This window comes from Pseudomonas sp. BW16M2, assembly GCF_014268865.1.
Lineage (GTDB): Bacteria > Pseudomonadota > Gammaproteobacteria > Pseudomonadales > Pseudomonadaceae > Aquipseudomonas > Aquipseudomonas peradeniyensis.
This window is the reverse complement of sequence record NZ_JABWRI010000011.1, coordinates 64,882-88,662: the sequence shown is the minus strand read 5'-3', so window position 1 is coordinate 88,662 and position 23,781 is coordinate 64,882. Positions and strand designations below refer to the sequence as shown.

Here is a 23,781-nt window from a genome sequence, read left to right as displayed (position 1 = left end):
CCGGTCCGACGCCTCGGCAAGGCCGCTCCTACACCAATAGCATTTCAGTCGAGGGGCGCGGTAACCACCTGCCGCTGCCCCGCCCAGAACTGGATCAGCTCACGCAATTGCGACAGCTCCACCGGCTTGGCCATGTGCCCATCCATGCCGGCCAGGCGTGCGCGTTCCTTGTGTTCATTGAGGATGTGCGCGGTAAGCGCCACCACCGGCGTGCGCGGACGCTGGTTGGCGGTTTCCCAGGCGCGTAGCTGCTGGGTGGCGGAGAAACCGTCGAGCACCGGCATCTCGCAGTCCATCAGTACCAGGTCGTAGTGCCTGGCCTTCATCGCCTGCAGGGCTTCCTCACCGTTGCTGGCAGTGTCCGGCTCGAGGTTGAGCTTGCCGAGCATGCCGCGGATGACCTTGGTCGAGATGCTGTTGTCCTCGGCCACCAGGATGCGGAAGTCGCCGGGCAGGTCCAGCGGCACCGGGGTGCCGACCGGCAGCGGCGGTGGGGCCTGATCGCGGCCGCGCAGGGCGAGTTCCTCGGCGAGGGTGGTCTTGAGCGTGTAGCCGGCCACTGGCTTGGCGAGGATGCGCTTGACCCCGGCGTTGCGGGCGATGATCTTGCTCGGCGCGTTGCTGATGCCGGTGAGCATGACCACCAGAATGTCGTGGTTCAGGCTCGGGTCTTCCTTGATCTTGGCTGCCAGTTGCATGCCGGTCATGCCAGGCATGTTCTGGTCCAGCAGCACCGCGTCGAAGTAGTCGCGCAAGTGCGCCTTGGTGCGCAGCAGCGCCAGCGCCTCCTTGCCGGACGGCACCGCGCTGACGTTCATGCCCCAGGCGCTGCATTGCTGCACCAGCACCTTGCGGCAGGTATCGTTGTCGTCCACCACCAGCACCCGCGCATCGCGCAACGGACCGTCGAGGTCGGTGGCCGGCTGCTCCAGGCGCTGCGGATCCAGCGGCAGGGTCAGCCACAGGGTGTTGCCCATGCTGGTGCTGGTCTTGATGCCGAACTCGCCCTGCATCAGGCCGATCAGCTGTTTGGCGATCACCAGACCCAGATGGCCACCGAGCTTGTTGCTGGAGAGGAAGTGCCGGCTGTGCAGTTCGGCCTGCAGCAGGGCGTCGCGCTCGGCGGGTGGCATCGGCTCGCCGCTGTCCTGCACGGCGATGCGCAGGCGCGGGCTGTCGCCGCGCTGGTCGAGGGCCACCACCAGCAGGATCTCGCCCTGGGTGGTGTTCTTCAGAGCGTTGTCCAGCAGGCTCGACAGGGCTTGGCGCAGGCGCGTCGGGTCGCCACTGACGACCCTGGGCACCTGGGGCTGGGTGAAGCTGATCAGCTCGATGTTCTGCTGCTCGGCCTTGGCCCGGAAGATGTTCAGGCAGTCCTCGATCAGGGCGTTGAGGTCGAACTGCACATCGTCCAGTTCGATCTGCCGCGACTCGAGCTTGGAGATGTCGAGGATCTCGTTGATCAGGGTGAGCAGTTCGTTGCCGGCGCTGTGGATGGTCTGCACGTAGTCGCGCTGCTTGACCGACAGCGGCGTGCCCAGCAGCAGCTCGGTCATGCCCAGTACGCCGTTCATGGGGGTGCGGATCTCGTGACTGATCTTGGCCAGGAACTCGGCCTTGGCGTTGATCTCGGCATCGCTGGCGGCCAGGGCGCGGCTGGCGCGGAAGCGTTCCTCGCTGATCCGGCGCAGGCGCTCGCTGACCGCGAGGTTGAGCAACAGGCCGCTGACCACGGTCAGTGCCATGAGGATGCACAGCAGCCAGGGCGTGGCGGTGCGGGTCAGGCCCAGCAGGGCCGGCAGCAGCACCAGACCGCCGAGGTTGAACAGCAGCATCGCCACGCTGAACAGCCGCGCCGGGCCGTAGCCCTTGTACCAGTGGTAGCTGCTGACCAGCAGCATGCTCACGCTGCCCAGGGCGAGCAGGGCGTAGGTCATCAGGTTCAGCGGCAGCGTGTCGACGAACAGCAGTACCATGCCGCTGACCGCGGCCACGACCATTTCCATCTGCAGCAGGCGATTGAGCCGCGCCGAGCTGCAGGGGGAGAAGAAATGCAGGGTGAAGTACAGCCCGGCCAGGCCCGCCAGCACCAGGGTCAGGTAGGCCGCCGGGGTCTGCGCGCTGTGCCACAGCTGCCCCCACGGGCCAGTGAGATTGAGCAGGATCAGCGCGCTGAGCAGCATCAGGCCGTGGTACAGCGCCAGGACCAGCGTGGTGCTGGAGCGTGAATAGGCGAAGCGGATCAGGTTGTGCAGGATCAGCATCACCAACCCGCCGAACAGCAGGCCGAACAGCAGCGACTGACGCTGGTCGGCGGCGGCATGGGCGGTGGACTCTACGCTGATGGCCGGGCGCAACTGGTGTTCGGAGACCAGCCGCAGATAGATATCCAGTGGCTGGCTGCTGTGCGGCAGCGGCAGCACATGGTCCCGGCCGCGCTGGGTCGGGCTCAGGCCATCGCCCTGGCGGCCATGGTGCAGCTGGCGCAGCAGCTTGCCGCCCTCGAGGGCGTAGAGGTCCAGGCGCGACAGATCGGGGGCGAAGATGCGGACCAGTTGCTCCTGGTCGTGCGGTTCCAGGCGGTAGTGCAGCCAGAGCGCCTGGTCGGGGAGGGCGGCATCCAGTTCGTCGAGGGCCAGGGGGCTGAACTGGTTGCGGTAACGCTCGGAGCGTACATCGGACAATTGCAGGTTGGCCTGTTCGTCGAGCAGCGCCGACCAGCCTCCGGCCTGTTCGGCATGTGCCGGGAGCAGGCAGAGCAGGGTCAGCAGGCTGACGATCAGGGCTATGGCAATCCGAAGCCGACGCACGACGAAATCCCTTCTTAGCTAATGTGCCGGATAACAACTATGCGCGGCGCGCCAAGGCGAAGGCAAGGCCCCGGCAGGGCCTTGACGACGAGCCGAAGGCCGCGCGCCTGGAGCGCCACGGCCGTTCGGTGCATTTTTACTGCTGGTGCTCACCGCGCTCGCGGGCGATGGCCCGGTAGCCGATGTCGGTGCGGTAGAAGCTGGCGTCCCACTTGACCTGCTCGGCCAAGCGGTAGGCCTGCTGCTGGGCGGCCTCGACGGTGTCGCCCATGGCGGTGGCGCAGAGCACTCGGCCCCCGGCGCTGACCACTTGGCCGTCCTTCAGCGCGGTACCGGCGTGGAACACCTTGCCTTCAAGCTTGGCGGCGGTATCGAGGCCGCTGATCGCGGCGCCCTTGGCGTAGTCGCCCGGATAGCCACCGGCGGCCAGCACCACGCCCAGGCTCGGACGCGGGTCCCACTGGGCCTCGACCTTGTCCAGGGCCTTGGCGAAGGCGGCCTCGACCAGCAGTACCAGGCTCGACTCCAGGCGCAGCATGACTGGCTGGGTCTCCGGGTCGCCGAAGCGGCAGTTGAACTCGATGACCTTGGGGTTGCCCGCCTTGTCGATCATCAGGCCGGCGTAAAGGAAGCCAGTGTAGACGTTGCCTTCCTCGGCCATGCCGCGCACGGTCGGCCAGATCACCTGGTCCATCACGCGCTGGTGCACATCGGCGGTGACCACCGGGGCAGGGGAGTAGGCACCCATGCCACCGGTGTTCGGGCCGGTGTCCTGGTCGCCGACGCGCTTGTGGTCCTGGCTGGTGGCCATGGGCAGCACGTTGTGGCCGTCGACCATGACGATGAAGCTGGCTTCCTCGCCGTCGAGGAACTCTTCGATCACCACCCGCGAACCGGCTTCGCCGAAGGCATTGCCGGCGAGCATGTCGCGCACGGCGTCTTCGGCTTCCTGCAGGGTCATGGCGACGATCACGCCCTTGCCGGCGGCCAGGCCGTCGGCCTTGATCACGATCGGCGCGCCTTTCTCACGCAGGTAGGCCAGGGCCGGCTCGATCTCGGTGAAGTTCTGGTAGTCGGCGGTCGGGATCTTGTGACGGGCCAGGAAGTCCTTGGTGAAGGCCTTGGAGCCTTCCAGCTGGGCCGCGCCCTTGGTCGGGCCGAAGCAGTCCAGGTTGCGGCTGCGGAACAGGTCGACCACGCCGAGCACCAGCGGTGCTTCCGGGCCGACGATGGTCAGGTCGACGTTCTTCTCGGCGAAGTCGGCCAGTTGCTCCAGGGCGGTGACGTCGATGGCGACGTTCTCGCACTTGGCTTCAGTGGCGGTGCCGGCGTTGCCCGGGGCAACGAAGACTTTCTCGACGCGTGGGTCCTGGGCGACTTTCCAGGCCAGGGCGTGTTCACGACCGCCGCTGCCGATGATCAAAACTTTCATGTCAAAACCTCGAAATCTGTATTACGGCGATCCCGCTTCCTGTAGGAGCGGCCTTGTGCCGCGAAAGGGCCGCAGAGCGGCCCCTGGATTTGCGGGCTATCCCTAAACCCTGGGGGCTGCTTTGCAGCCCTTTCGCGGCACAAGGCCGCTCCTACAGGGACCGGGCTCGCCCGGCATCTGTTTAGTGGCGGAAGTGGCGCATACCGGTGAACACCATCGCAATGCCTGCCTCGTCAGCAGCGGCGATGACTTCTGCATCACGCATCGAACCACCCGGCTGGATCACGGCGCTGATACCCACTTTAGCCGCATTGTCGATGCCATCACGGAACGGGAAGAACGCGTCCGAGGCCATCACCGCGCCCTGTACCTGCAGACCGGCGTGCTCGGCCTTGATGGCGGCGATGCGCGCGGAGTTGACGCGGCTCATCTGGCCGGCGCCGACGCCGATGGTCTGGCGGTTCTTGGCGTAGACAATGGCGTTGGACTTGACGAACTTGGCCACTTTCCAGGCGAACACCAGGTCGTGGATTTCCTGCTCGGTCGGCGCGCGCTTGGTGACGATCTTCAGGTCGTCGGCGCTGATCATGCCGATATCGCGGCTCTGTACCAGCAGGCCACCGTTGACGCGCTTGAAGTCCCAACCGGCGGCGCGCTCGGCTGGCCACTCGCCGCACTCCAGCAGACGCACGTTCTGCTTGGCGGCCACGACTTCGCGGGCGGCCTGGGAGATTTTCGGGGCGATGATCACTTCGACGAACTGACGCTCGACGATGGCTTTGGCGGTTTCGCCGTCCAGCTCGCGGTTGAAGGCGATGATGCCGCCGAAGGCCGATTCGGTGTCGGTGGCGTAGGCCAGGTCGTAGGCCTTGCGGATGCCGCCTTCGTCTTCAGGCACTACGGCCACGCCGCACGGGTTGGCGTGCTTGACGATCACGCAGGCCGGCTTGACGAAGCTCTTCACGCACTCCAGCGCGGCGTCGGTGTCGGCCACGTTGTTGAACGACAGCTCCTTGCCTTGCAGCTGGATGGCGGTGGAGATGCTGGCCTCGCCCTTCTTCGCCTCGACGTAGAACGCCGCGCTCTGGTGCGGGTTCTCGCCGTAGCGCATTTCCTGGGCCTTGACGAACTGGCTGTTGAAGGTGCGCGGGAACTCGCTGCGGTCTTCGGTCGACAGGGTTTGCTTGGCCTGGTCGATGGTGCCCATGTAGTTGGCGATCATGCCGTCGTAGGCGGCGGTGTGCTCGAAGGCCTTGAGCATCAGGTCGAAGCGCTGTGCGTAGGTCAGGCCGCCGGCCTTGAGGCCCTCGACGATACCGGCGTAGTCGCTGGCGTTGACCACGATGGCGACGTCCTTGTGGTTCTTCGCCGCCGAACGGACCATGGTCGGGCCGCCGATGTCGATGTTCTCGATGGCGGTCGGCAGGTCGCAGCCCGGCTTGCTGATGGTGGCTTCGAACGGGTACAGGTTGACCGCGACCAGGTCGATCGGCTTGATGCCGTGCTCGTTCATGATGGCGTCGTCGGTGCCGCGACGGCCGAGGATGCCGCCGTGGATCTTCGGATGCAGGGTCTTGACCCGGCCGTCCATCATTTCGGCGAAGCCGGTGTAGTCGGCCACTTCCACCGCGTTCACGCCATTGTCCTTGAGCAGCTTGTAGGTGCCGCCGGTGGACAGGATCTCGACACCGAGCTGCTGCAGCTCACGGGCGAATTCGAGGATACCGGTCTTGTCGGAGACGCTGATCAGGGCGCGGCGGATCGGCAGGCGGGTAGTCTGGTCGGTCATTTCAGATTCCATAACGCGGTGGAGTCAGCAAAAAAGGCGCCTTTTTGCATGAGCGCCTTTTCTGGTTGGGGTTCTGGCCTTACAACAGATCGTACTGCTTGAGCTTCTTGCGCAGCGTGCCTCGGTTGAGTCCGAGCATCTCGCTGGCCTTGGTCTGGTTGCCCTTGACGTAGTTCATCACGCATTCGAGCAAGGGCGCCTCGACTTCCGAGAGCACCAGGTTGTACACGTCCGTGACGGTAGCGCCTTCCAGGTGGGCGAAGTAGTTGTGCAGCGCCTTCTCGACGCTGTCGCGCAGGGTCTGGCCCTCCTCGCTCGGCGTATTCAGGTGCTGCTTGAGGTTGGCGTTGTCGCTCACGGGCGTTGTTCCACTCACTAATGTCTCGGTCATCATCGTCATGCGGCCACCCCTTGTTCGTCCTCTGTCCCAAGGCTCTGTCGACGTTCGGCGAAAAACGCCTGAACGTTGGCGCACTGCGCTTGTGTGTCTTCCAAAGCGTTGAACCGGCTGCGGAACTCCTTGCCGCCGGGTCGGGTCGCCAGGTACCAGCCCACGTGCTTGCGGGCGATACGCACGCCCATCACATCGCCGTAGAAGGCGTGCAGCGCAGCCAGGTGCTCCAGCAGAATGCGTTCCACTTCGTCCAGCGCCGGTGCGGGCAAATGCTCGCCCGTGCGCAGGTAATGCTCGATCTCGCGGAAAATCCACGGCCGCCCCTGGGCGGCACGGCCGATCAGCAGGCCGTCGGCACCGGTGGCGTGCAGCACCGCCCGGGCCTTTTCCGGCGAGGTGATGTCGCCGTTGGCGAAAACCGGGATCGACACCGCCTGCTTGATCGCGGCGATGGTGTCGTACTCGGCGTCACCGGTGTACAGGTCGGCGCGTGTGCGGCCATGCACCGCCAGCGCCTGGATGCCGGCCTGTTCGGCGATCTTCGCCACATTCAGGCCGTTCTTGTTCGCCCGGTCCCAGCCGGTGCGAATCTTCAGCGTCACCGGGACGTCCACGGCGCCGACGACGGCGTGGAGGATTTCGGTGACCAAGGCTTCATCTCTCAATAAAGCAGAGCCTGCGGCCTTGTTGCAGACTTTTTTCGCCGGGCAGCCCATGTTGATGTCGATGATCTGGGCGCCGGCCTCGACGTTGGCCCGGGCCGCCTCGGCCATCATCTGCGCGTCGCCGCCGGCGATCTGCACCGAGCGCGGCTCGGGATCGCCTTCGTGGATGCGGCGCAGGCTCGACTTGCGGCTGTTCCACAGGCGCATGTCGCTGGAGACCATCTCCGAGACCACCATGCCCGCCCCCAGGCGTTTGCACAGGGTGCGGAAAGGCTGGTCCGTGACGCCGGCCATGGGGGCCAGGATCAGGTTGTTCTGCAGTGTGTAAGGGCCGATGCGTACCGCCGACATAGGTGTTCCCTGTTGTGGGGCCGAATCATTGGAGTTCGAAAAAGGGATGGCATGATACCCGCTCTCGATGACCGGATAAAGATGAATCTGGATAAAATCTGAACAGTTGCGGCGTTATGACCGATGCCGCGAGTCTCGGAAATTCAACCGTTCAGTTGAACCTGGGGCCGCTTTGCGGTCCGTTCGCGACACCGGCAAGCCCGTAGGGCGGGCTTGCCGCTGGTCGTTTATTCCGGCGAGCGGAAGCTCAGGCTGTAGTTCACTGCCTTCGGCCCCGGGTCGAGGATGTCCAGGGCGATGTGGATCGGTGTCTGGCTGGGCATCTCGCCGCGGCCGGCCAACTCGCCCGACAGGTACTCGCTGGGCTTGAAGCGCCGGCTGGCGATCAGCTGGCCGTTGAGGTCGGCGAAGCGCAGCTCCAGCAAGGGGAAGGGTTGGGCGAAGGGGGCGCGGTTGTAGATGATCGCGTCGACGATCAGCGCGCCCTTGAAGTCCGGATGGCTGCGTACCACCAGGTTGCTGCTCTTGATCCGCGAGATGTCCACGCGGGTCGGCACCTGGCAGCCGAACACCGGGCACAGTTGCTGGAACCAGGGGCGGTACTGGTCCTGGCGGGCCATTTCGTCGAAGTGGAACCAGACGTACTGGAACGCCAGCAGGGTGGCGGCCAGCAGGGTCAGGAAGCCCCATAGCAGGCGCTTGCCCCAGTTCGGCGCGGGCTTTTCCCAGTCCAGCTGCAACGGGTCGTCGACCACGTCCACCAGCGGCTCCTTGCGCGTGCGCTCGGGCTTGATCGCCAGGCTGGGCTCCAGGCGTTGCCCGGGCTGTTCGTCGGGTTCCTCGTCGCGGGCTGAAAGCGGTTCGCTGCGGACCTCGTCGTCCAGCGCCGACAGGCCTTTTTCCGGAACCGGCTCGTCGTGGACGGACAATCGCTCCAGCGGCTCGTCGAGGTCGTCGGCCGCTGTCTGGTGGCGCACCGGCGGTTCGTCGTCCAGGTCGAGGTCGGCGCTGCCGAGGGTCGGCTCGGTGCGGTCGTCGGCCGCGGGCTCCAGGTCCAGCGGCTCCTGCTCGATCAGTACCGGCGCTTCCTCGCGCACCTGTACGGGCGTCAGGTCGTCATCAGTGGCCGTGCCGAACAGCTCGTCGCCGTGTCCATCACCGGCCTGCTCGTCGCGACGGGCCTGCAACACGCTCTGCGCCGCGCCGCGCCGGTCGCCCGGGCTGCGCCGTTCGAGGCGCGCCAGTTCCTGGTCGAGGTCGAGGGCGTCCAGCTCCTCGGCCGTGACGCTCCAGTTGTCTTCGTCCGATTCCGGAGTTTCGGCCACCGGCTCGGCTGCCGGGGGCACCGGTGCGACCGGCTGCGCCACCGCGGGCGGTGCCTCGGCGCTGCTTTCACCAGTGGCAACGCGGTTCTGCTCCAGCAACTGTTTCGCCGCGTTGAACACCTGCAGGCATTGGCCGCAGCGCACCACGCCGCGGGCCACGCTCAACTGGTGATGGGTGACGCGAAAGCTGGTCTGGCAATGCGGGCACTGGGTGACGAAACTGTCGGTCATGCGGCTGTCCGGGGAACTGTGCAGGAAATGAGTCTAGGCGCGCTTAGCGGCGGCGACCACTGATACGTACCCAGCCGTCGCGCACGACGATCGGGTCCAGGTCGAAGTCGGCCGTATAGGCGGCGGCCACTTCCTCGCCTTGTTCGGCAAGGATGCCCGACAGCGCCAGCAGGCCACCGGGGCGTACCAGGCCGGACAGCTGCGGCGCCAGCGAGACCAGCGGGCCGGCCAGGATATTGGCGACCAGCACGTCGGCCTGCATGGCCGGCATCTGCTCGGGCAGGTACAGGTCGAACCTGTCGTCGGCGATGCCGTTGCGCTGGGCGTTGTCACGGGAGGCCTCGATAGCCTGCACGTCGATGTCGGTGCCGACCGCGTGGCGGGCGCCGAGCAGCAGCGCGGCGATAGCGAGGATGCCCGAGCCGCAGCCGAAGTCCAGCACTTGCGTGCCTTCGAGCTGCTGGCCGTCAAGCCATTCCAGGCACAGCGCGGTGGTCGGGTGGGTGCCAGTGCCGAACGCCAGGCCCGGGTCGAGCAGCAGGTTGACCGCGTCCTTTTCCGGGGCTTCGTGCCAGCTCGGCACGATCCATAGGCGCTGGCCGAAGCGCATGGGCTGGAAGTTGTCCATCCAGCTGCGTTCCCAGTCCTGGTCCTCGATCACCTCGGCGTGGTGTTCGGGCAGCTCGGCGCCGGTCAGCAATTGCAGGTGGGCAAACACCGCTTCAGGCTCGGCATCGGCCTCGAACAGCGCCAGCAGGTGCGTGTGCGACCACAGCGGGGTGGTGTTGAGGTCCGGTTCGAAGATCGGCTGGTCTTCGGCGTCCATGAAGGTCACCGAGACGGCGCCTACTTCGAGCAGGGCGTCTTCGTAGGTTTCGGCTTGTTCCGGGCTGATGGCCAGGCGTACTTGCAGCCAGGGCATGGCGGGCACCTTTGGTAAATCGACAGGGGCAGCCCGAGGCTGCGCGAAAAGGCCGCCAGTTTACTTGAGTGCGCAGGGTTTGTGCAGGACGCAGTTGTGGCGCAGCGCTTGTCGACGCCATCGCAGGGCAGCCCCCGCTCCCTCCGAAGAGGGGGCGGGGGCTGCCCTGGCGGATCAGAGGCTGCGCGCGCGGGTGACCCGGTCGACCAGGTACACCAGGCCGTGATAGTCGATGCCGCTGTGGCTCGACAGGCCGATCTCGCAGGTGCGGCTGGTGGATATCCCTTCGCTGCAATACTGCACGGCGTCCTTCAGGGTGCGCAGCGAATGGGCGTTGAGCTCCGGGGTGGTGAAGCCCTTGTCGCCAGCGAAGCCGCAGCAATGGATGCCTTCGGGGATCACCACCTGCTTGCTGCACCGCCGCGCCAGGTCGATCAGCGCCTGGCTCTCGCCCAGGTGCTGGGTGCTGCAGGTCACGTGCACCGCCACTGGCTCGTCCTGGGGGGTGAACTCCAGCCGGTCGACCAGGTGGGTGCGGATGAAGCGCACCGGGTCGTACAGGTCCAGCCGCGACTCGCCCAGGTCCTGCACCAGGCGCAGGGTGCAGGGGCTGGTGTCGCAGTAGATCGGGTCGAGGCCGCCGCGGCTGGCGTGCAGCAGGGCGTTGATCAGCTCCTGGCGCTTGTGCTCGGCCTGCTCGGGGTAGCCCTTGGAGGCGAACGGCTGGCCGCAGCACAGGCTGTCGGCGTTGTCCGGGAACACCACCTGGTAGCCGGCCTTTTCCAGCAGGGCGCGGGTCTTGTCCAGCAGCGAGCTCTGTTCGCGGTCGGCGTAGGCCGGGCCCATCACCCGCGACACGCAGGCGGCCAGGTAGACGACCCGTGGGCGGGCATCGTGGCTTGGCGCGGGGAAGTCGATGGCGCGCAGCGGCTGTGGCATGGCGGGCGTCCACTGCGGCAGGCGGCCCTTGCTGGCCCTGCTGAGGCTGGCGCTGAGGCGGCTCATGCGTGGGGCGCCGAGCAGCCTGCGCGCGCCGTTGGCGGCGGCCAGGGTGAAGCGGGCGCCGCGCAGGGTGGCGTGGAAATGCTCGGCCAGCCAGTCGGCGGCCTTGCCGTGCTCGGCCGCCTGACCGCGCAGTTTCTTCACCAACTCGCCAGTATTGATGCCCACCGGGCAGCGCTGGGCGCACAGGCCGGTGGCGGCGCAGGTGTCGATGCCCTGGTACTGGTAGGTGCGCAGCAGTTCGCGGATGTCGACGCCGGCACGCTTCTTCGCCTGGATATCGCGCCACATGACGATGCGCTGGCGTGGGCTGAGAGTCAGCCCTTTCGACGGGCACACCGGCTCGCAGAACCCGCACTCGATGCACTTGTCGACGATCGCGTCGGCGGCCGGCAGCGGCTTGAGGTTCTTCAGGTGGATATCCGGATCCTCGCTCAGCACCACATTGGGGTTGAGGATGCCGTTGGGGTCGAGCAGGCGCTTGAGCTGCCACATCAACTGGTAGGCGTCCTTGCCCCATTCCAGCTCGACGAACGGCGCCATGTTGCGCCCGGTGCCGTGCTCGGCCTTGAGCGAGCCGCCGAACTCCACCGCCACCAGTTGTGCCACGTCGTCCATGAACGCCTGGTAGCGCGCCACTTCCTCGGCACTGTTGAAGCCCTGGGTGAAGACGAAGTGCAGGTTGCCTTCCAGGGCGTGGCCGAAAATGATCGCCTCGTCGTAACGGTGCTTGTCGAACAGCTGGATCAGGCGGTTGACGCCTTCGGCCAGTTGCTCGATGGGGAAGGTGACGTCCTCGATGATCACCGTGGTGCCGGTCTGGCGCACGGCGCCGACGGCGGGGAAGGTGTCCTTGCGGATCTTCCACAGCTGGTTGTAAACCGCCGGGTCTTCGCTGAAGGCGACCTTTTGCTCCAGCGGGAACTCGGCGATGGCGGCCATCACCTGGTCGAGCTGTTCGTGCAGCAGGCTCTGGCTGGCGGCGCGGGACTCGATCAGCAAGGCGCAGGCGTTGCCGGACAGGCCTTTCACCCAGGCCGGCATGCCGGGCATATCTTGCACCGAACGCAGGCTACGGCGGTCGAGCAGCTCCACGGCGGACACCGGTTGCGGCTTGAGTAGGGTCACCGCCCGGCAGCAGCTTTCGACGCTCGGGAACACCAGCAGCGCGCTGGCCTTGTGCGGATGGTCGGGCACTGTGTCGTAGGTGACGGCGCTGATGAAGCCGAGGGTGCCTTCGGAGCCGACCAGCAGGTGCTGCAGGATGTCGAGCGGCTGGTCGTAGTCCACCAGCGCGTTGAGCGACAGGCCCGTGGTGTTCTTCAGCCGGTACTTGTGGCGGATGCGATCGGCCAGCGCGAGGTTGGCGCGTGTCTCGCGGCCAAGGCGCGCCAGTTCGTCCAGCAGGCCGGCGTGGCTTTGCCCGAACGCGGCCACGCTGGCCGGGTCTTCGCTGTCCAGACGGGTGCCGTCGGCCAGCACCAGGCGCAGGCCGGCAAGGGTGTGGTAGGTGTTCTGCGCGGTGCCGCAGCACATGCCGCTGGCATTATTGGCGACGATGCCGCCGATTTTGCAGGCATTAATCGAGGCCGGGTCCGGGCCGATCTTGCGCCCGAAGGGGGCGAGCCAGGCATTGGCCTGGGCGCCGATCACCCCGGGCTGCAGGCGGATCTGCGTGCCCTGGCCGCGAATCTCTCGGCCATTCCAGTTGTCGCCGAGCACGATCAGCACCGAGTCGCTGAGCGCCTGGCCCGACAGGCTGGTGCCGGCGGCGCGGAAGGTCACGGGTACCCGGTCACGCTGGGCCAGCTGGAGCAGGGCGACCACTTCGTCCTCGGACTCCACGCGTACCACCAGCTTGGGGATCAGCCGGTAGAAGCTGGCGTCGGTGCCAAAGGCCAGGGTCGAGGTCGGGTCGTCGAAGCGGCGTTCGGCGGGGATCAGGCGCTCGGCATCACGCAGGAACGCGGCGGGCAGGCTCATGCAGTCTCCTCGCGGGGCCGCGGCGTCTTGTGCGCGGCGTGCCCCGGGCAATCAGGCGTTGGCGGGCGCGTTCAGGCGCCCAGTTCGCGGACCAGCGAGTCGCGGGTGATCTCACTGATGGACTTGGCGCCGGTCAGCACCATGGCCACGCGCATTTCTTTCTCGAACAGCTCCAGCAGGTTCTTCACGCCCGCTTCGCCATGGGTGGCCAGGGCATAAAGGAAGGCGCGGCCGATCAGCACGGTGTCGGCGCCCAGGGCGACCATGCGCACCACGTCGAGGCCGCTGCGGATGCCGGAGTCGGCGAGGATCTTGATGTCGCCCTTGACCGCGTCGGCGATCGCCGGCAGGGCGCGGGCACTGGACAGCACGCCGTCGAGCTGGCGGCCGCCGTGGTTGGAGACGACGATGCCGTCGGCGCCGAACTTGACCGCATCGCGAGCGTCGTCGGCGTCGAGGATGCCCTTGATGATCATCGGGCCGTCCCAGAATTCGCGGATCCACTCCAGGTCTTTCCAGGAGATGGACGGGTCGAAATTGTTGCCCAGCCAGCCGATGTAGTCGGCCAGGCCCGTGGGGTTGCCCCGGTATTTGGAGATGTTGCCCAGGTCATGGGGGCGACCGAGCAGGCCGACATCCAGCGCCCACTGCGGGTGGGTCATGGCCTGCCACACGCGGCGCAGCGGCGCGTTCGGGCCGCTCATGCCGGAGTGGGCGTCGCGGTAGCGGGCGCCGGGCACGGGCATGTCGACGGTGAACACCAGGGTCTTCACGCCGGCCGCCTTGGCGCGTTCCAGGGCGTTGCGCATGAAACCACGGTCTTTCAGGACATACAGCTGGAACCACATCGGCCGGTCGATGGCCGGGGCCACCTCTTCGATCGGGCACACCGATACCGTCGACATGGTGAATGGGATGCCATGGGCCGCCGCCGCGCGCGCCGCCTGCACTTCGCCACGGCGGGCGTACATGCCGGTAAGACCGACCGGGGCCAGGGCCACGGGCATGCTCAGGGTCTCGTCGAATAGCCGGGTCTCCAGGCTCAGGTCCGACATGTTCTTCAGTACGCGCTGACGCAGGGCGATGCTGGCCAGGTCCGAGACGTTGTGGCGCAGGGTGTGCTCGGCGTAGGCACCGCCGTCGGCGTAGTGGAAGAGGAAGGGGGGCAGCTTGCGTTGGGCCGCGGCGCGATAGTCGGTGGAGGCGGAAATGATCATGGATTCTCGCAGCGTGGGTTGAAGGTGATGCCGGGCGCTGGTCGGCGCCCGGGCCCTTTCACTTTAGTGATGAACCAGCATGCCGGTCAGCCAGTAAGCCTGGATCAGGGTGATCAGGCCGACGATGGTGGCGAAGAACAGGCTGTGCTTGACGGTGAAGCGGAACAGGTCGGATTCCTTGCCGACCAGGCCGGTGGCGGCGCAGGCCACGGCGATCGACTGCGGTGAGATCATCTTGCCGGTCACGCCGCCGCTGGTGTTGGCCGCCACCAGCAGGGTGTCGTTGACCCCGATCTGGTGCGCGGTGGTGGCCTGCAGCGAGCTGAACAGGGCGTTGGACGAGGTGTCGGAACCGGTCAGGAACACGCCCAGCCAACCCAGGAACGGCGAGAAGAACGGGAACGCGGCACCCGTGCCGGCCAGCACCAAAGCCATGGTCGAGGACATGCCCGAGTAGTTGGTGACGAAGGCGAAGGCCAGCACCATGCCAATCGACAGGATCGGCCAGCGCAGTTCCCAGAAGGTCTCTTTGAAAGTGGTCAGACCAGTTTTGACGTTGATCTTCAACACCCCCATCGAGATCAGCGCCGAGAGGAAGATCGCGGTGCCGGTGGCGGAGATCGGGTCGAGCTTGAACACCGCCGGCATGGCGGTCGGCGCGGTGACGATCGGCGCGGTCTTGATCACCAGCTGGTCGAGGTGCGGGATGGCGAAGTTGAACACGAAGTTGTACATCGCGCCGCCCGGGGCGAAGGCTGCCTTGAACGGCTTCAGGGTCCAGATCGTGACCAGCACGGTCAGGATCAGGAACGGCGACCAGGCCTTGAAGATTTCGCCGAAGCTGTACGGCGAAGGCTGGCTGCCACCCGACTGCACGACGGCGGCGCCGACGCTGCCCTTGGCTTCGACGAACGAGCGCTTGGGCTGCCAGACCTTGAGGAACAGGGTCAGGGCGATCAGGCTGGCCAGGGCCGAGGTGATGTCCGGCAGCTCCGGGCCGATGAAGTTGGAGGTGAAGTACTGGGTGACGGCGAAGCTCAGGCCGGCCACCAGGGCGGCAGGCCAGGTCTCCTTCACGCCGCGCACGCCGTCCATCATGAACACCAGCCAGAACGGCACGAACAGCGACAGCAGCGGCAGCTGGCGGCCGGTCATGGCGCCGATGTGGAAGGCGTCTATGCCGGTGACTTGCCCGGCGACGATGATCGGGATGCCCAGGGCGCCGAAGGCCACTGGCGCGGTGTTGGCGATCAGGCACAGGCCGGCGGCGTACAGCGGGTTGAAGCCCAGGCCCACCAGCAGCGCGGCGGTGATGGCCACCGGGGCGCCGAAGCCGGCCGCGCCTTCGAGAAAGGCACCGAAGCAGAAGCCGATCAGCAGCACTTGCAGGCGCTGATCGTCGGTGATCGACAGCACCGAGCTGCGGATCACCTCGAACTGGCCGCTCTTGACCGTGAGTTTGTAGAGGAACACCGCGGCGACGATGATCCAGGCAATCGGCCACAGGCCGTAGAGGAAGCCATAGCCCGCGGCGGCCAGGGCCATGTCGACCGGCATCTGGAAGGCGAAGATCGCCACCAGGATCGACAGCGCGAGGGTGATGCTGCCGGCGACGTGGCCCTTGAGGCGGAACACGGCGAGGGCGAGGAAGAAGAACACGATGGGGATGACCGCCGCCAGCGCGGACAGGCCGAGGCTACCAAGCGGGGTATAGAGTTGTTGCCAGGTTTGCATATGGGGTGGCCCCTAATTGTTGTTGGTCAAGGCACTGGCATTGGATAATTGGTAAGACCAATTTACAATGGCTGGGCGCTAGGTTAAGAGCGCCGCGCAGGGTGTGTCAATTTGTCCTGTGGAAAACTTTGGTCGGATGCCGATGAGCGGGCATCTGAGCGGCAGGGAAAATCGCCGCCTGATGGGTGTCGGCGCCGGCTGGATAGGCGCAGAATAGGCGCCCCCGGATTCGCATCCCCGGGGTTCGTGGAGAGCAAGCAATGGTTTTTGATCAGGTCCGCCAGCGGCGCCTGTCCGACGACATCGTCGACCGGTTGGAAGGGATGATTCTTGAGGGTACGTTGACTTCGGGGCAGCGCCTGCCCGCCGAACGCGTCCTGGCCGAGCAGTTCGGCGTGTCCCGTCCGTCGTTGCGCGAGGCGATCCAGAAGCTGGTGGCCAAGGGGCTGCTGGTCAGCCGCCAGGGTGGCGGCAACTATGTGGCCGAAGCCTTGGGCTCAACGTTCAGCGACCCGCTGTTGCAGTTGCTGGAGCGTAATCCGGAGGCCCAGCGCGATTTGCTGGAGTTCCGTCATACATTGGAGGCGTCGTGCGCGTACTACGCGGCCCAGCGCGCCACCGAGCCTGATCGCGAGCGGCTGAAGACGGCATTCGACGCGCTGCAGGACTGCTACAACCGTGTCGGCGAGGTGGATCGGGCGCAGGAGGGCGCGGCCGATGCGCGATTCCACCTGGCCATTGCCGAAGCCAGCCACAACGCCGTGCTGCTGCATACCATCCGCGGCTTGTTCGACCTGCTCAAGCGCAACGTGGTGACCAACATCGGCGGCATGTACCAACAGCGCACGGAGACCCGCGACATGCTGATCAGCCAGCATCGCGAGTTGTACCTGGCGATTGTCGAGGGGCGCGCGGACGATGCGCGGGAGGTGTCGAGCCGGCACATCCTGTATGTGCAGGAGGTGCTGCAAGAGGCGCAGCAGGAGGCTCAGCGGGTGGCGCGGGCAGAGCGGCGCAGCGGGCGGTAGGCCAGTGTGGTGGCATTCGCGGGTAAACCCGCTCCCACAGGTATGGCGCCGAATCTGAATTCAGCGACATACCTGTGGGAGCGGGTTTACCCGCGAAGCAGGCGCCGCAATGCGAAAGGCGGCTTACTCTTCCTTGCCCTTGTTGCGCATCGTGCGCTGCAGCTCGCGGTTGGAGTCGCGTTCGCGCACGGTGTCTCGCTTGTCGAACTCCTTCTTGCCCTTGCCGAGCGCGATCTCGCACTTGATCAGGTGCTTGCTCCAGTACAGCGACATCGCCACGCAGGTGTAGCCCTTCTGCGCCACGGCCGCTTCCAGGCGCTCCAGCTCACGCTTGTTCAGCAGCAGCTTGCGGGTGCGGATCGGGTCGGCGATGACGTGGGTGCTGGCGGTGGTCAGCGGGGTGATGTGGCTGCCGAACAGCCAGGCTTCGCCATCCTTGAGCAGCACGTAGCTGTCGGTCAGGTGCGCCTTGCCGGCCCGCAGGCTCTTTACTTCCCAGCCGGACAGGACCAGCCCGGCCTCGAACTTGTGTTCGATGAAGTAATCGTGTCGCGCCTTCTTGTTCTGCGCGATGGTCCCGGTCGGATGTTTCTTTTGCTTAGCCATAGGGGCGGCATTATAGGGAGAGTCCGCGTCCTCGGCTACGGGGTTTAGGTGTGCTTGAGCCAGTTGTGTGAATCCCGGACAATACATGCCTCGTTCTGCCGTGCAGAACCGTATTCGAGGCGCTGCGACGCGCCGCCCAGATTGGAAGTGACGCCTGGATGACTACCCATATTCAACGCTCCGCCCTGCTGCCGTTCCCTGCCCAGGCGCTCTACGACCTGGTCAACGATGTGGCCAGCTACCCGGAGTTCCTGCCCTGGTGCTCGGCTTCCACCGTGCTCGAGGCCAGCGACACGCACATGCGCGCCAAGCTGGAAGTGGCCAAGGGCGGTATGAGCCAGCAGTTCACCACGCGCAATGTGCTGGTGCCGGGGCAGTCGATCGAAATGAACCTGGAAGATGGGCCGTTCACCCAGCTGCATGGCCTGTGGGTGTTCAAGCCGCTGGGCGAGAAGGCCTGCAAGATCAGCCTCGACCTGTCGTTCGACTACGCCGGCGCCCTGGTGCGGGCGACCCTGGGGCCGCTGTTCAACCAGGCGGCTAATACCATGGTCGATGCGTTTTGCCAGCGTGCCAAGCAGATCAATGGCTGAGTAGTGATGGCGTTGGCCTGATCCAAAGGCTATTCGGCAACGCAATAAAAAGCCCGGACTGGATCCGGGCTTTTTAGTGTCGGCGCAATTACTGCGGCGAGGTTTCCAGCGGGGCCGGCGTCGGGACCGGAGTGGTCTCGATGTTGTCGATTTCTTTCTGCAGCGTGTCTTCCAGCGAGCCTGGCTTGGCCGGCTTCTCGGGCTGGCTTGGCTGCTTGTCCGGGCTGACCGTGGTGTCGCCGCTGCCGCCGAGGATTTCCTGGTCGCGGCTGACGCCCGGCATGAAGTCGCCGGAGAGGCTGACCAGTTGGTCGTTCTCGTTGAAGAAGATGCTCATGCGCTCCTGCTGGCGCTGGCCGCCGCCGGGCTGCAGGCTGTACAGGTAGTCCCAGCGATTGGTGTGGAAGGTGTCCTGCAGCAGGGGGTTGCCCATGATAAACCTTACTTGCCGGCGGGTCATTCCCGGGCGCAATTGGTCTATCATGTCTTGCGTGACGACATTGCCCTGCTGGATGTCGATTTTGTAAACCCCGGGAAACGAGCAACCGGCGAGTGCGAGCAGTCCCACTAGGGTGAGGCTGGTTAGCAAGAGCTTGGTGTTTTGCATCGGTGGGCGACTTCCACTATCTTGGCTGGACAACGTAAACCCCGATCATACCCGTATTAAGAGAAGCTGCGAAGCAGCATCGGCGAGAAAGCTGACCATGGTTGAAAATAGCGAATTGCGCAAAGCGGGCCTCAAGGTAACCCTGCCTCGAGTCAAGATTCTTCAGATGCTCGACTCCGCCGAGCAGCGTCACATGAGTGCCGAGGATGTCTACAAGGCGCTGATGGAAGCTGGCGAGGATGTCGGTCTGGCGACCGTGTACCGCGTACTGACCCAATTCGAAGCGGCGGGCCTGGTGGAGCGCCACAACTTTGATGGCGGCCACGCGGTGTTCGAGCTGGCGGATGGCAAGCACCACGATCACATGGTCAACGTGGACAGCGGTGAAGTCATTGAATTCTTCGATGCCGAAATCGAGAAGCGCCAGAAAGAGATCGTTGCCGAGCATGGTTTCGAGCTGGTGGACCACAATCTGGTTCTGTATGTGCGTAAAAAGAAGTAACGATTTAGATCGTTATTGACGACAAAGGCGACCTTCGGGTCGCCTTTGTGCTTTGTGGTGTCTCAAGTCTTGCGCGATCCCACAGGGGCGCGCAGGCTCAGGCCTTGCTGCTCACCACCATCTTGCGCGCATGGGCCAGCGATTCCTTGGTCAGGTCGATCCCGCCCAGCATCCGCGCCACTTCCTCGACCCGTTCGCGCTTGCCCAGGCTGGCCACGGCGGTGTGCGTGGTGTCGCTGTTGCGCACCTTGTGCACGAACAGGTGGTGATGGCCCTGCGCTGCCACCTGGGGCAGGTGGGTCACGGTCAGGACCTGGCCGCGCTCGCCGAGGCGGCGAAGCAACTGGCCGACGATCTCTGCCGTCGGCCCGCCGATCCCCACGTCCACTTCGTCGAACACCAGGGTCGGAATGCGCGAGGTCTGCGCGGTGATCACCTGGATCGCCAGGCTGATGCGCGACAGCTCGCCGCCCGAGGCGACCTTGGCCAGGCCCTTGAGTGGCTGGCCGGGGTTGGCGCTGACCAGCAGTTCGACCTGCTCCAGGCCATGGGGCGACAGGTCGCCGTTGTCGAAGGGCGTGAGCTCGATGCAGAAGCGCCCGCCGGGCATGCCCAGGCGCTGGATTTCTTGCTCGACGGCGGTGGCCAATTGCTTGGCGGCCTGCTGGCGCAACGCACTCAGCTCGCCGGCCTTCTCTTTAAAGTGCTGGGCGTAAGCGGCCAGCTCCTCGCCGAGGCGCTCGATCGACTCGTCGCTGGCATTCAACCCTTCCAGCTCTTCCATCAGGCGCTGCTGCAGGTGCGGCAATTCGGTGGGGTGCACGCGGTGCTTGCGGGCGAGGGTATAGATAGTATCCAGGCGCTCTTCGAGGGCCTGTAGTCGCATCGGGTCGGCGTCGAAGTTGTCGAGGAAGCGGTTGAGCTCGCCGACGGCCTCCTCGACCTGGATCTGCGCGCTGGCGATCAGGTTGACCGCCTCGCCCAGCGCCTTGGGGCCGTTGCCGACAGCGGTGAGCCGGTTAAGGCTGACGGTCAGGGCGCTCAGTACATTGCCCGAGTCGCTTTCGCTGCACTGGTCGATGACCTGGCGGCAGATGCCGAACAGCGCCTCGGCGTTGGTCAGGTTCTTGTGCTCCTGCTCCAGCTGTTCCAGCTCGTTTTCGCCGAGGCCCAGATTGTCCAGCTCTTCCAGCTGGTAGCTGAGCAGTTGGTGGCGTGCCCGTTGCTCATCGCCGGAATTGCTCAGGCGCTCCAGTTCCTGGCGCGTCTGGTTCCAGCGCTTGGCGGCCAGCTGGACCTGGCGGGCCAGGTCGCTGGCGCCGGCGTACTCGTCCACTAGGCGGCGGTGGGTGTCGGTCTTCAGCAGCGACTGGTGCTCATGCTGGCTGTGGATGTCGATCAGCAGCTCGCCCAGGGCCTTGAGGTCGCCCAATGGGCAGGGGGTGCCGTTGATGTAGCCACGGCTGCGGCCCTCGGCGGTGATCACCCGGCGCAGGATGCACGGGCCGTCGCTTTCCAGGTCGCGCTCGGTGAGCCAGGCGTGCGCCTCGGGGATGTCGACCAGGTCGAAGGTGGCGAGGATGTCGGCCTTGTCGGTGCCCGGGCGCACCACGCCGCTGTCGGCGCGGTCGCCCAGGGCCAGGCCGAGGGCGTCGAGCATGATCGACTTGCCGGCCCCGGTCTCGCCGGTGATGACGGACATGCCACGGGCGATCTCGAGGTCGAGGTGTTCGACGATGGCGTAGTTGTGAATGGACAGGTGCACCAGCATGGGGCAGCTCCCGAAGGGTCGTGTCTGGATATTTATACAGTGCTTTTCGCGGGTCTGCCAATAGCCGGTCGACGAATGTGGAAAAGCACCTTCCCCCTTGAACCTGGTTTTTCCGACCCCATATAGCCGGCAAGACATGGCGAGCCTGGCTCGCACGACAGAAATCGTGGAGGAGAAACCCAATGGCTGACGAACAGCTGGATGAGAAGAACCTGAATTCCGAAGAAGCAGGCGCCGCGAATGCCGATGCCCGTGTCCTGGAGCTCGAGGAGCAGCTGGCCGCCGCCAAGGACCAGTCCCTGCGTGCCGCCGCCGACCTGCAGAACATCCGCCGCCGTGCCGAGCAGGACGTCGAGAAGGCGCACAAGTTCGCCCTGGAGAAGTTCGCCGGCGACCTGCTGCCGATCATCGACAGCCTGGAGCGTGGCCTGGAACTGTCCAGCGCTGATGACGAGACCATCAAGCCGATGCGCGAAGGCATCGAGCTGACCCTGAAGATGTTCCAGGACACCCTCAAGCGCTACAACCTGGAGACCATCGAGCCACACGGCCAGCCATTCAACGCCGAGCACCACCAGGCGATGGCCATGCAGGAAAGCGCCGATGTCGAGCCGAACAGCGTGCTGAACGTGTTCCAAAAGGGCTACCTGCTCAATGGCCGCCTGCTGCGCCCCGCCATGGTGGTGGTCAGCAAGGCGCCAAGCGCCCCGCAGCCTTCGATCAACGAAAAGGCTTGAAATCTTTCCGGGCACCCCCATCTAGGTGTCAAGCCTTCAAGTATTAGTGCAGTTGGCCAAAGCAGTCGCTGCTACCAAATTCAAGTTTCGGGAGAATCAACATGGGTAAAATCATCGGTATCGACCTGGGGACCACCAACTCCTGCGTCTCCGTGCTGGAAAACGGCACCGCCAAGGTCATCGAGAACGCCGAAGGCGCGCGTACCACGCCTTCGATCATCGCCTACGCCAACGACGGCGAGATCCTGGTCGGCCAGTCGGCCAAGCGCCAGGCGGTCACCAACCCGCACAACACCCTGTTCGCGGTGAAGCGCCTGATCGGCCGCCGTTTCGAAGAAGATGTCGTGCAGAAAGACATCAAGCTGGTGCCTTACAAGATCGTCAAGGCCAGCAACGGTGACGCCTGGGTCGAGGCTGCCGACAAGCAGATGGCTCCGCCGCAGATCAGCGCCGAAGTCCTGAAAAAAATGAAGAAGACCGCCGAAGACTACCTCGGCGAGCCGGTCACCGAAGCGGTCATCACCGTTCCGGCCTACTTCAACGACAGCCAGCGCCAGGCGACCAAGGACGCCGGCCGCATCGCTGGCCTGGACGTGAAACGTATCATCAACGAACCGACCGCCGCCGCGCTGGCCTACGGCATGGACAAGGGCAAGGGCGACCACACCGTCATCGTCTATGACCTGGGTGGTGGTACCTTCGACGTATCGGTCATCGAAATTGCCGAAGTCGACGGTGAGCACCAGTTCGAAGTACTGGCCACCAACGGCGACACCTTCCTGGGTGGCGAAGACTTCGACATGCGCCTGATCGACTACCTCGTCGACGAGTTCAAGAAAGAGTCCGGCATGGACCTGAAGAACGATCCCCTGGCCCTGCAGCGCCTGAAAGAAGCCGCTGAAAAAGCCAAGATCGAGCTGTCCTCCGCTCAGTCGACCGACGTCAACCTGCCGTACATCACTGCAGATGCGACCGGTCCCAAGCACCTGAACGTGAAGATCTCTCGCGCCAAGCTGGAGTCGCTGGTCGAAGACCTGGTCAACCGTACCATCGAGCCATGCCGCATCGCCCTGAAGGACGCCGGCATCGACGCCAGCAAGATCGACGACGTGATCCTGGTCGGTGGCCAGACCCGTATGCCGATGGTGCAGAAAGCCGTTGCCGACTTCTTCGGTAAAGAAGCACGCAAGGACGTCAACCCGGACGAAGCCGTTGCCATGGGTGCCGCCATCCAGGGCGCCGTTCTGGCTGGTGATGTGAAGGACGTGCTGCTGCTGGACGTCAGCCCGCTGACCCTGGGTATCGAAACCATGGGTGGCGTGATGACCGCGCTGATCGAGAAGAACACCACCATTCCGACCAAGAAGTCGCAGGTGTTCTCGACCGCCGACGACAACCAGGGTGCCGTGACCATCCACGTGCTGCAGGGTGAGCGCAAGCAAGCTTCGCAGAACAAGTCGCTGGGCAAGTTCGACCTGGCCGACATCCCGCCGGCTCCGCGCGGCGTACCGCAGATCGAAGTGACCTTCGACATCGACGCCAACGGCATCCTGCACGTCGGCGCGAAGGACAAGGCTACCGGCAAGGCGCAGTCGATCGTGATCAAGGCCAACTCCGGCCTGTCCGACGAAGAAATCGAGAAAATGGTGCGTGACGCCGAGGCCAACGCCGAGGAAGACCGCAAGTTCGAAGAGCTGGCCGCCGCCCGTAACCAGGGTGACGCGCTGGTCCACTCGACCCGCAAGATGGTCACTGAAGCCGGCGACAAGGTCACCGCTGAAGAGAAGACCGCCATCGAGGCCGCCGTGGTTGCCCTGGAAGCCGCCGTCAAAGGCGACGACAAGGCCGCTATCGACGCCAAGGTCGAGGAACTGTCCAAGGTCTCGGCGCCTGTCGCTCAGAAGATGTACGCCGAGCAGCAGGCCGAGCAACCGCAGGGCGGCGCCCAGCAGGCCGAGCCGGAAGCCAAGCACGATGACGTGGTTGACGCCGAGTTCGAAGAAGTGAAAGACAACAAGCAGTAATTCCTGCATGTTGTCGGCCGGTTCACCGTCGTTTGCTGGTGAACTGGTAGGATGTCGC

At 65.2% G+C, this 23,781-nt stretch carries 18 protein-coding genes; 5 read left to right on the top strand and 13 right to left on the bottom strand.

The window, feature by feature from the left end:
• Positions 1–44: 44 nt before the first annotated feature.
• The 10 genes from HU735_RS12515 to HU735_RS12470 form a co-directional block, all read right to left on the bottom strand.
• The gene (locus HU735_RS12515; protein WP_186713765.1) at positions 45–2,810 is read right to left on the bottom strand and encodes a response regulator; all 2,766 of its coding nucleotides are present in this window, start codon (positions 2,808–2,810) and stop codon (positions 45–47) included.
• 136 nt (positions 2,811–2,946) lie between these two features.
• On the bottom strand, positions 2,947–4,242 hold the full coding sequence (gene purD, locus HU735_RS12510; RefSeq protein WP_186713764.1) for a phosphoribosylamine--glycine ligase: 1,296 nt from the start codon (positions 4,240–4,242) through the stop codon (positions 2,947–2,949).
• A 181-nt stretch (positions 4,243–4,423) separates the two neighbouring features.
• A complete protein-coding gene (purH, locus tag HU735_RS12505; protein WP_050707007.1) occupies positions 4,424–6,031 on the bottom strand; it encodes a bifunctional phosphoribosylaminoimidazolecarboxamide formyltransferase/IMP cyclohydrolase in 1,608 nt (535 codons plus the stop codon).
• Between the two features lie 79 nt (positions 6,032–6,110).
• Positions 6,111–6,431 carry a DNA-binding transcriptional regulator Fis gene (gene fis, locus HU735_RS12500; RefSeq protein ID WP_011535876.1) on the bottom strand — a complete coding sequence of 107 codons (321 nt, stop codon included), beginning with the start codon at positions 6,429–6,431 and terminating at the stop codon, positions 6,111–6,113.
• The gene (gene dusB / locus HU735_RS12495) at positions 6,428–7,441 is read right to left on the bottom strand and encodes a tRNA dihydrouridine synthase DusB (RefSeq protein ID WP_186713763.1); all 1,014 of its coding nucleotides are present in this window, start codon (positions 7,439–7,441) and stop codon (positions 6,428–6,430) included. Before dusB ends, fis begins: the two co-directional genes overlap by 4 nt.
• A 227-nt stretch (positions 7,442–7,668) precedes the next feature.
• Positions 7,669–8,997 carry a DUF3426 domain-containing protein gene (locus HU735_RS12490; RefSeq protein ID WP_186713762.1) on the bottom strand — a complete coding sequence of 443 codons (1,329 nt, stop codon included), beginning with the start codon at positions 8,995–8,997 and terminating at the stop codon, positions 7,669–7,671.
• A gap of 43 nt (positions 8,998–9,040) precedes the next feature.
• Positions 9,041–9,919, bottom strand: a complete 879-nt coding sequence (gene prmA / locus HU735_RS12485) for a 50S ribosomal protein L11 methyltransferase (RefSeq protein WP_186713761.1) — start codon at positions 9,917–9,919, stop codon at positions 9,041–9,043.
• 174 nt (positions 9,920–10,093) lie between these two features.
• Positions 10,094–12,904: an FAD-binding and (Fe-S)-binding domain-containing protein gene (locus HU735_RS12480; protein ID WP_186713760.1), complete on the bottom strand. Its 2,811-nt coding sequence runs from the start codon at positions 12,902–12,904 to the stop codon at positions 10,094–10,096.
• A 71-nt stretch (positions 12,905–12,975) separates the two neighbouring features.
• Positions 12,976–14,121, bottom strand: a complete 1,146-nt coding sequence (lldD, locus tag HU735_RS12475; RefSeq protein ID WP_050707002.1) for an FMN-dependent L-lactate dehydrogenase LldD — start codon at positions 14,119–14,121, stop codon at positions 12,976–12,978.
• Positions 14,122–14,184: 63 nt separating this feature from the next.
• Positions 14,185–15,855 carry a lactate permease LctP family transporter gene (locus HU735_RS12470; protein ID WP_186713759.1) on the bottom strand — a complete coding sequence of 557 codons (1,671 nt, stop codon included), beginning with the start codon at positions 15,853–15,855 and terminating at the stop codon, positions 14,185–14,187.
• A 260-nt stretch (positions 15,856–16,115) separates the two neighbouring features.
• Between HU735_RS12470 and HU735_RS12465 the strand changes: the two genes are divergently transcribed.
• Complete coding sequence (locus HU735_RS12465; RefSeq protein WP_050707001.1) at positions 16,116–16,883, top strand: FCD domain-containing protein; 768 nt, start codon at positions 16,116–16,118, stop codon at positions 16,881–16,883.
• A gap of 123 nt (positions 16,884–17,006) precedes the next feature.
• On the opposite strand, the gene smpB is transcribed toward HU735_RS12465, so the two are convergent.
• On the bottom strand, positions 17,007–17,489 hold the full coding sequence (gene smpB / locus HU735_RS12460) for an SsrA-binding protein SmpB (protein WP_011532120.1): 483 nt from the start codon (positions 17,487–17,489) through the stop codon (positions 17,007–17,009).
• A 158-nt stretch (positions 17,490–17,647) separates the two neighbouring features.
• Here smpB and HU735_RS12455 point away from each other — a divergent pair, with 158 nt between their 5' ends.
• Positions 17,648–18,082, top strand: coding sequence for a type II toxin-antitoxin system RatA family toxin (locus tag HU735_RS12455; protein WP_050707000.1), 435 nt, complete (start codon positions 17,648–17,650; stop codon positions 18,080–18,082).
• Between the two features lie 88 nt (positions 18,083–18,170).
• Here the strand turns inward: HU735_RS12455 and HU735_RS12450 are convergent, their stop codons facing one another.
• The gene (locus HU735_RS12450; RefSeq protein WP_110735055.1) at positions 18,171–18,689 is read right to left on the bottom strand and encodes an outer membrane protein assembly factor BamE; all 519 of its coding nucleotides are present in this window, start codon (positions 18,687–18,689) and stop codon (positions 18,171–18,173) included.
• A 97-nt stretch (positions 18,690–18,786) separates the two neighbouring features.
• Between HU735_RS12450 and fur the strand changes: the two genes are divergently transcribed.
• Complete coding sequence (gene fur / locus HU735_RS12445) at positions 18,787–19,191, top strand: ferric iron uptake transcriptional regulator (RefSeq protein ID WP_028691268.1); 405 nt, start codon at positions 18,787–18,789, stop codon at positions 19,189–19,191.
• Positions 19,192–19,288: 97 nt separating this feature from the next.
• Here fur and recN read toward each other — a convergent pair whose 3' ends face one another.
• Complete coding sequence (gene recN / locus HU735_RS12440; protein WP_186713758.1) at positions 19,289–20,962, bottom strand: DNA repair protein RecN; 1,674 nt, start codon at positions 20,960–20,962, stop codon at positions 19,289–19,291.
• Between the two features lie 182 nt (positions 20,963–21,144).
• On the opposite strand from recN, the gene grpE reads away from it, so the two are divergent.
• Both grpE and dnaK read left to right on the top strand, forming a co-directional pair.
• Entirely contained in the window at positions 21,145–21,699 is a 555-nt protein-coding gene (gene grpE, locus HU735_RS12435) for a nucleotide exchange factor GrpE (protein ID WP_050706997.1), read from the top strand.
• A 101-nt stretch (positions 21,700–21,800) separates the two neighbouring features.
• Positions 21,801–23,723 (top strand): molecular chaperone DnaK, encoded by a 1,923-nt coding sequence (dnaK, locus tag HU735_RS12430; RefSeq protein ID WP_186713757.1) that lies wholly within the window; start codon positions 21,801–21,803, stop codon positions 23,721–23,723.
• The last annotated feature ends 58 nt before the right edge of the window (positions 23,724–23,781 follow it).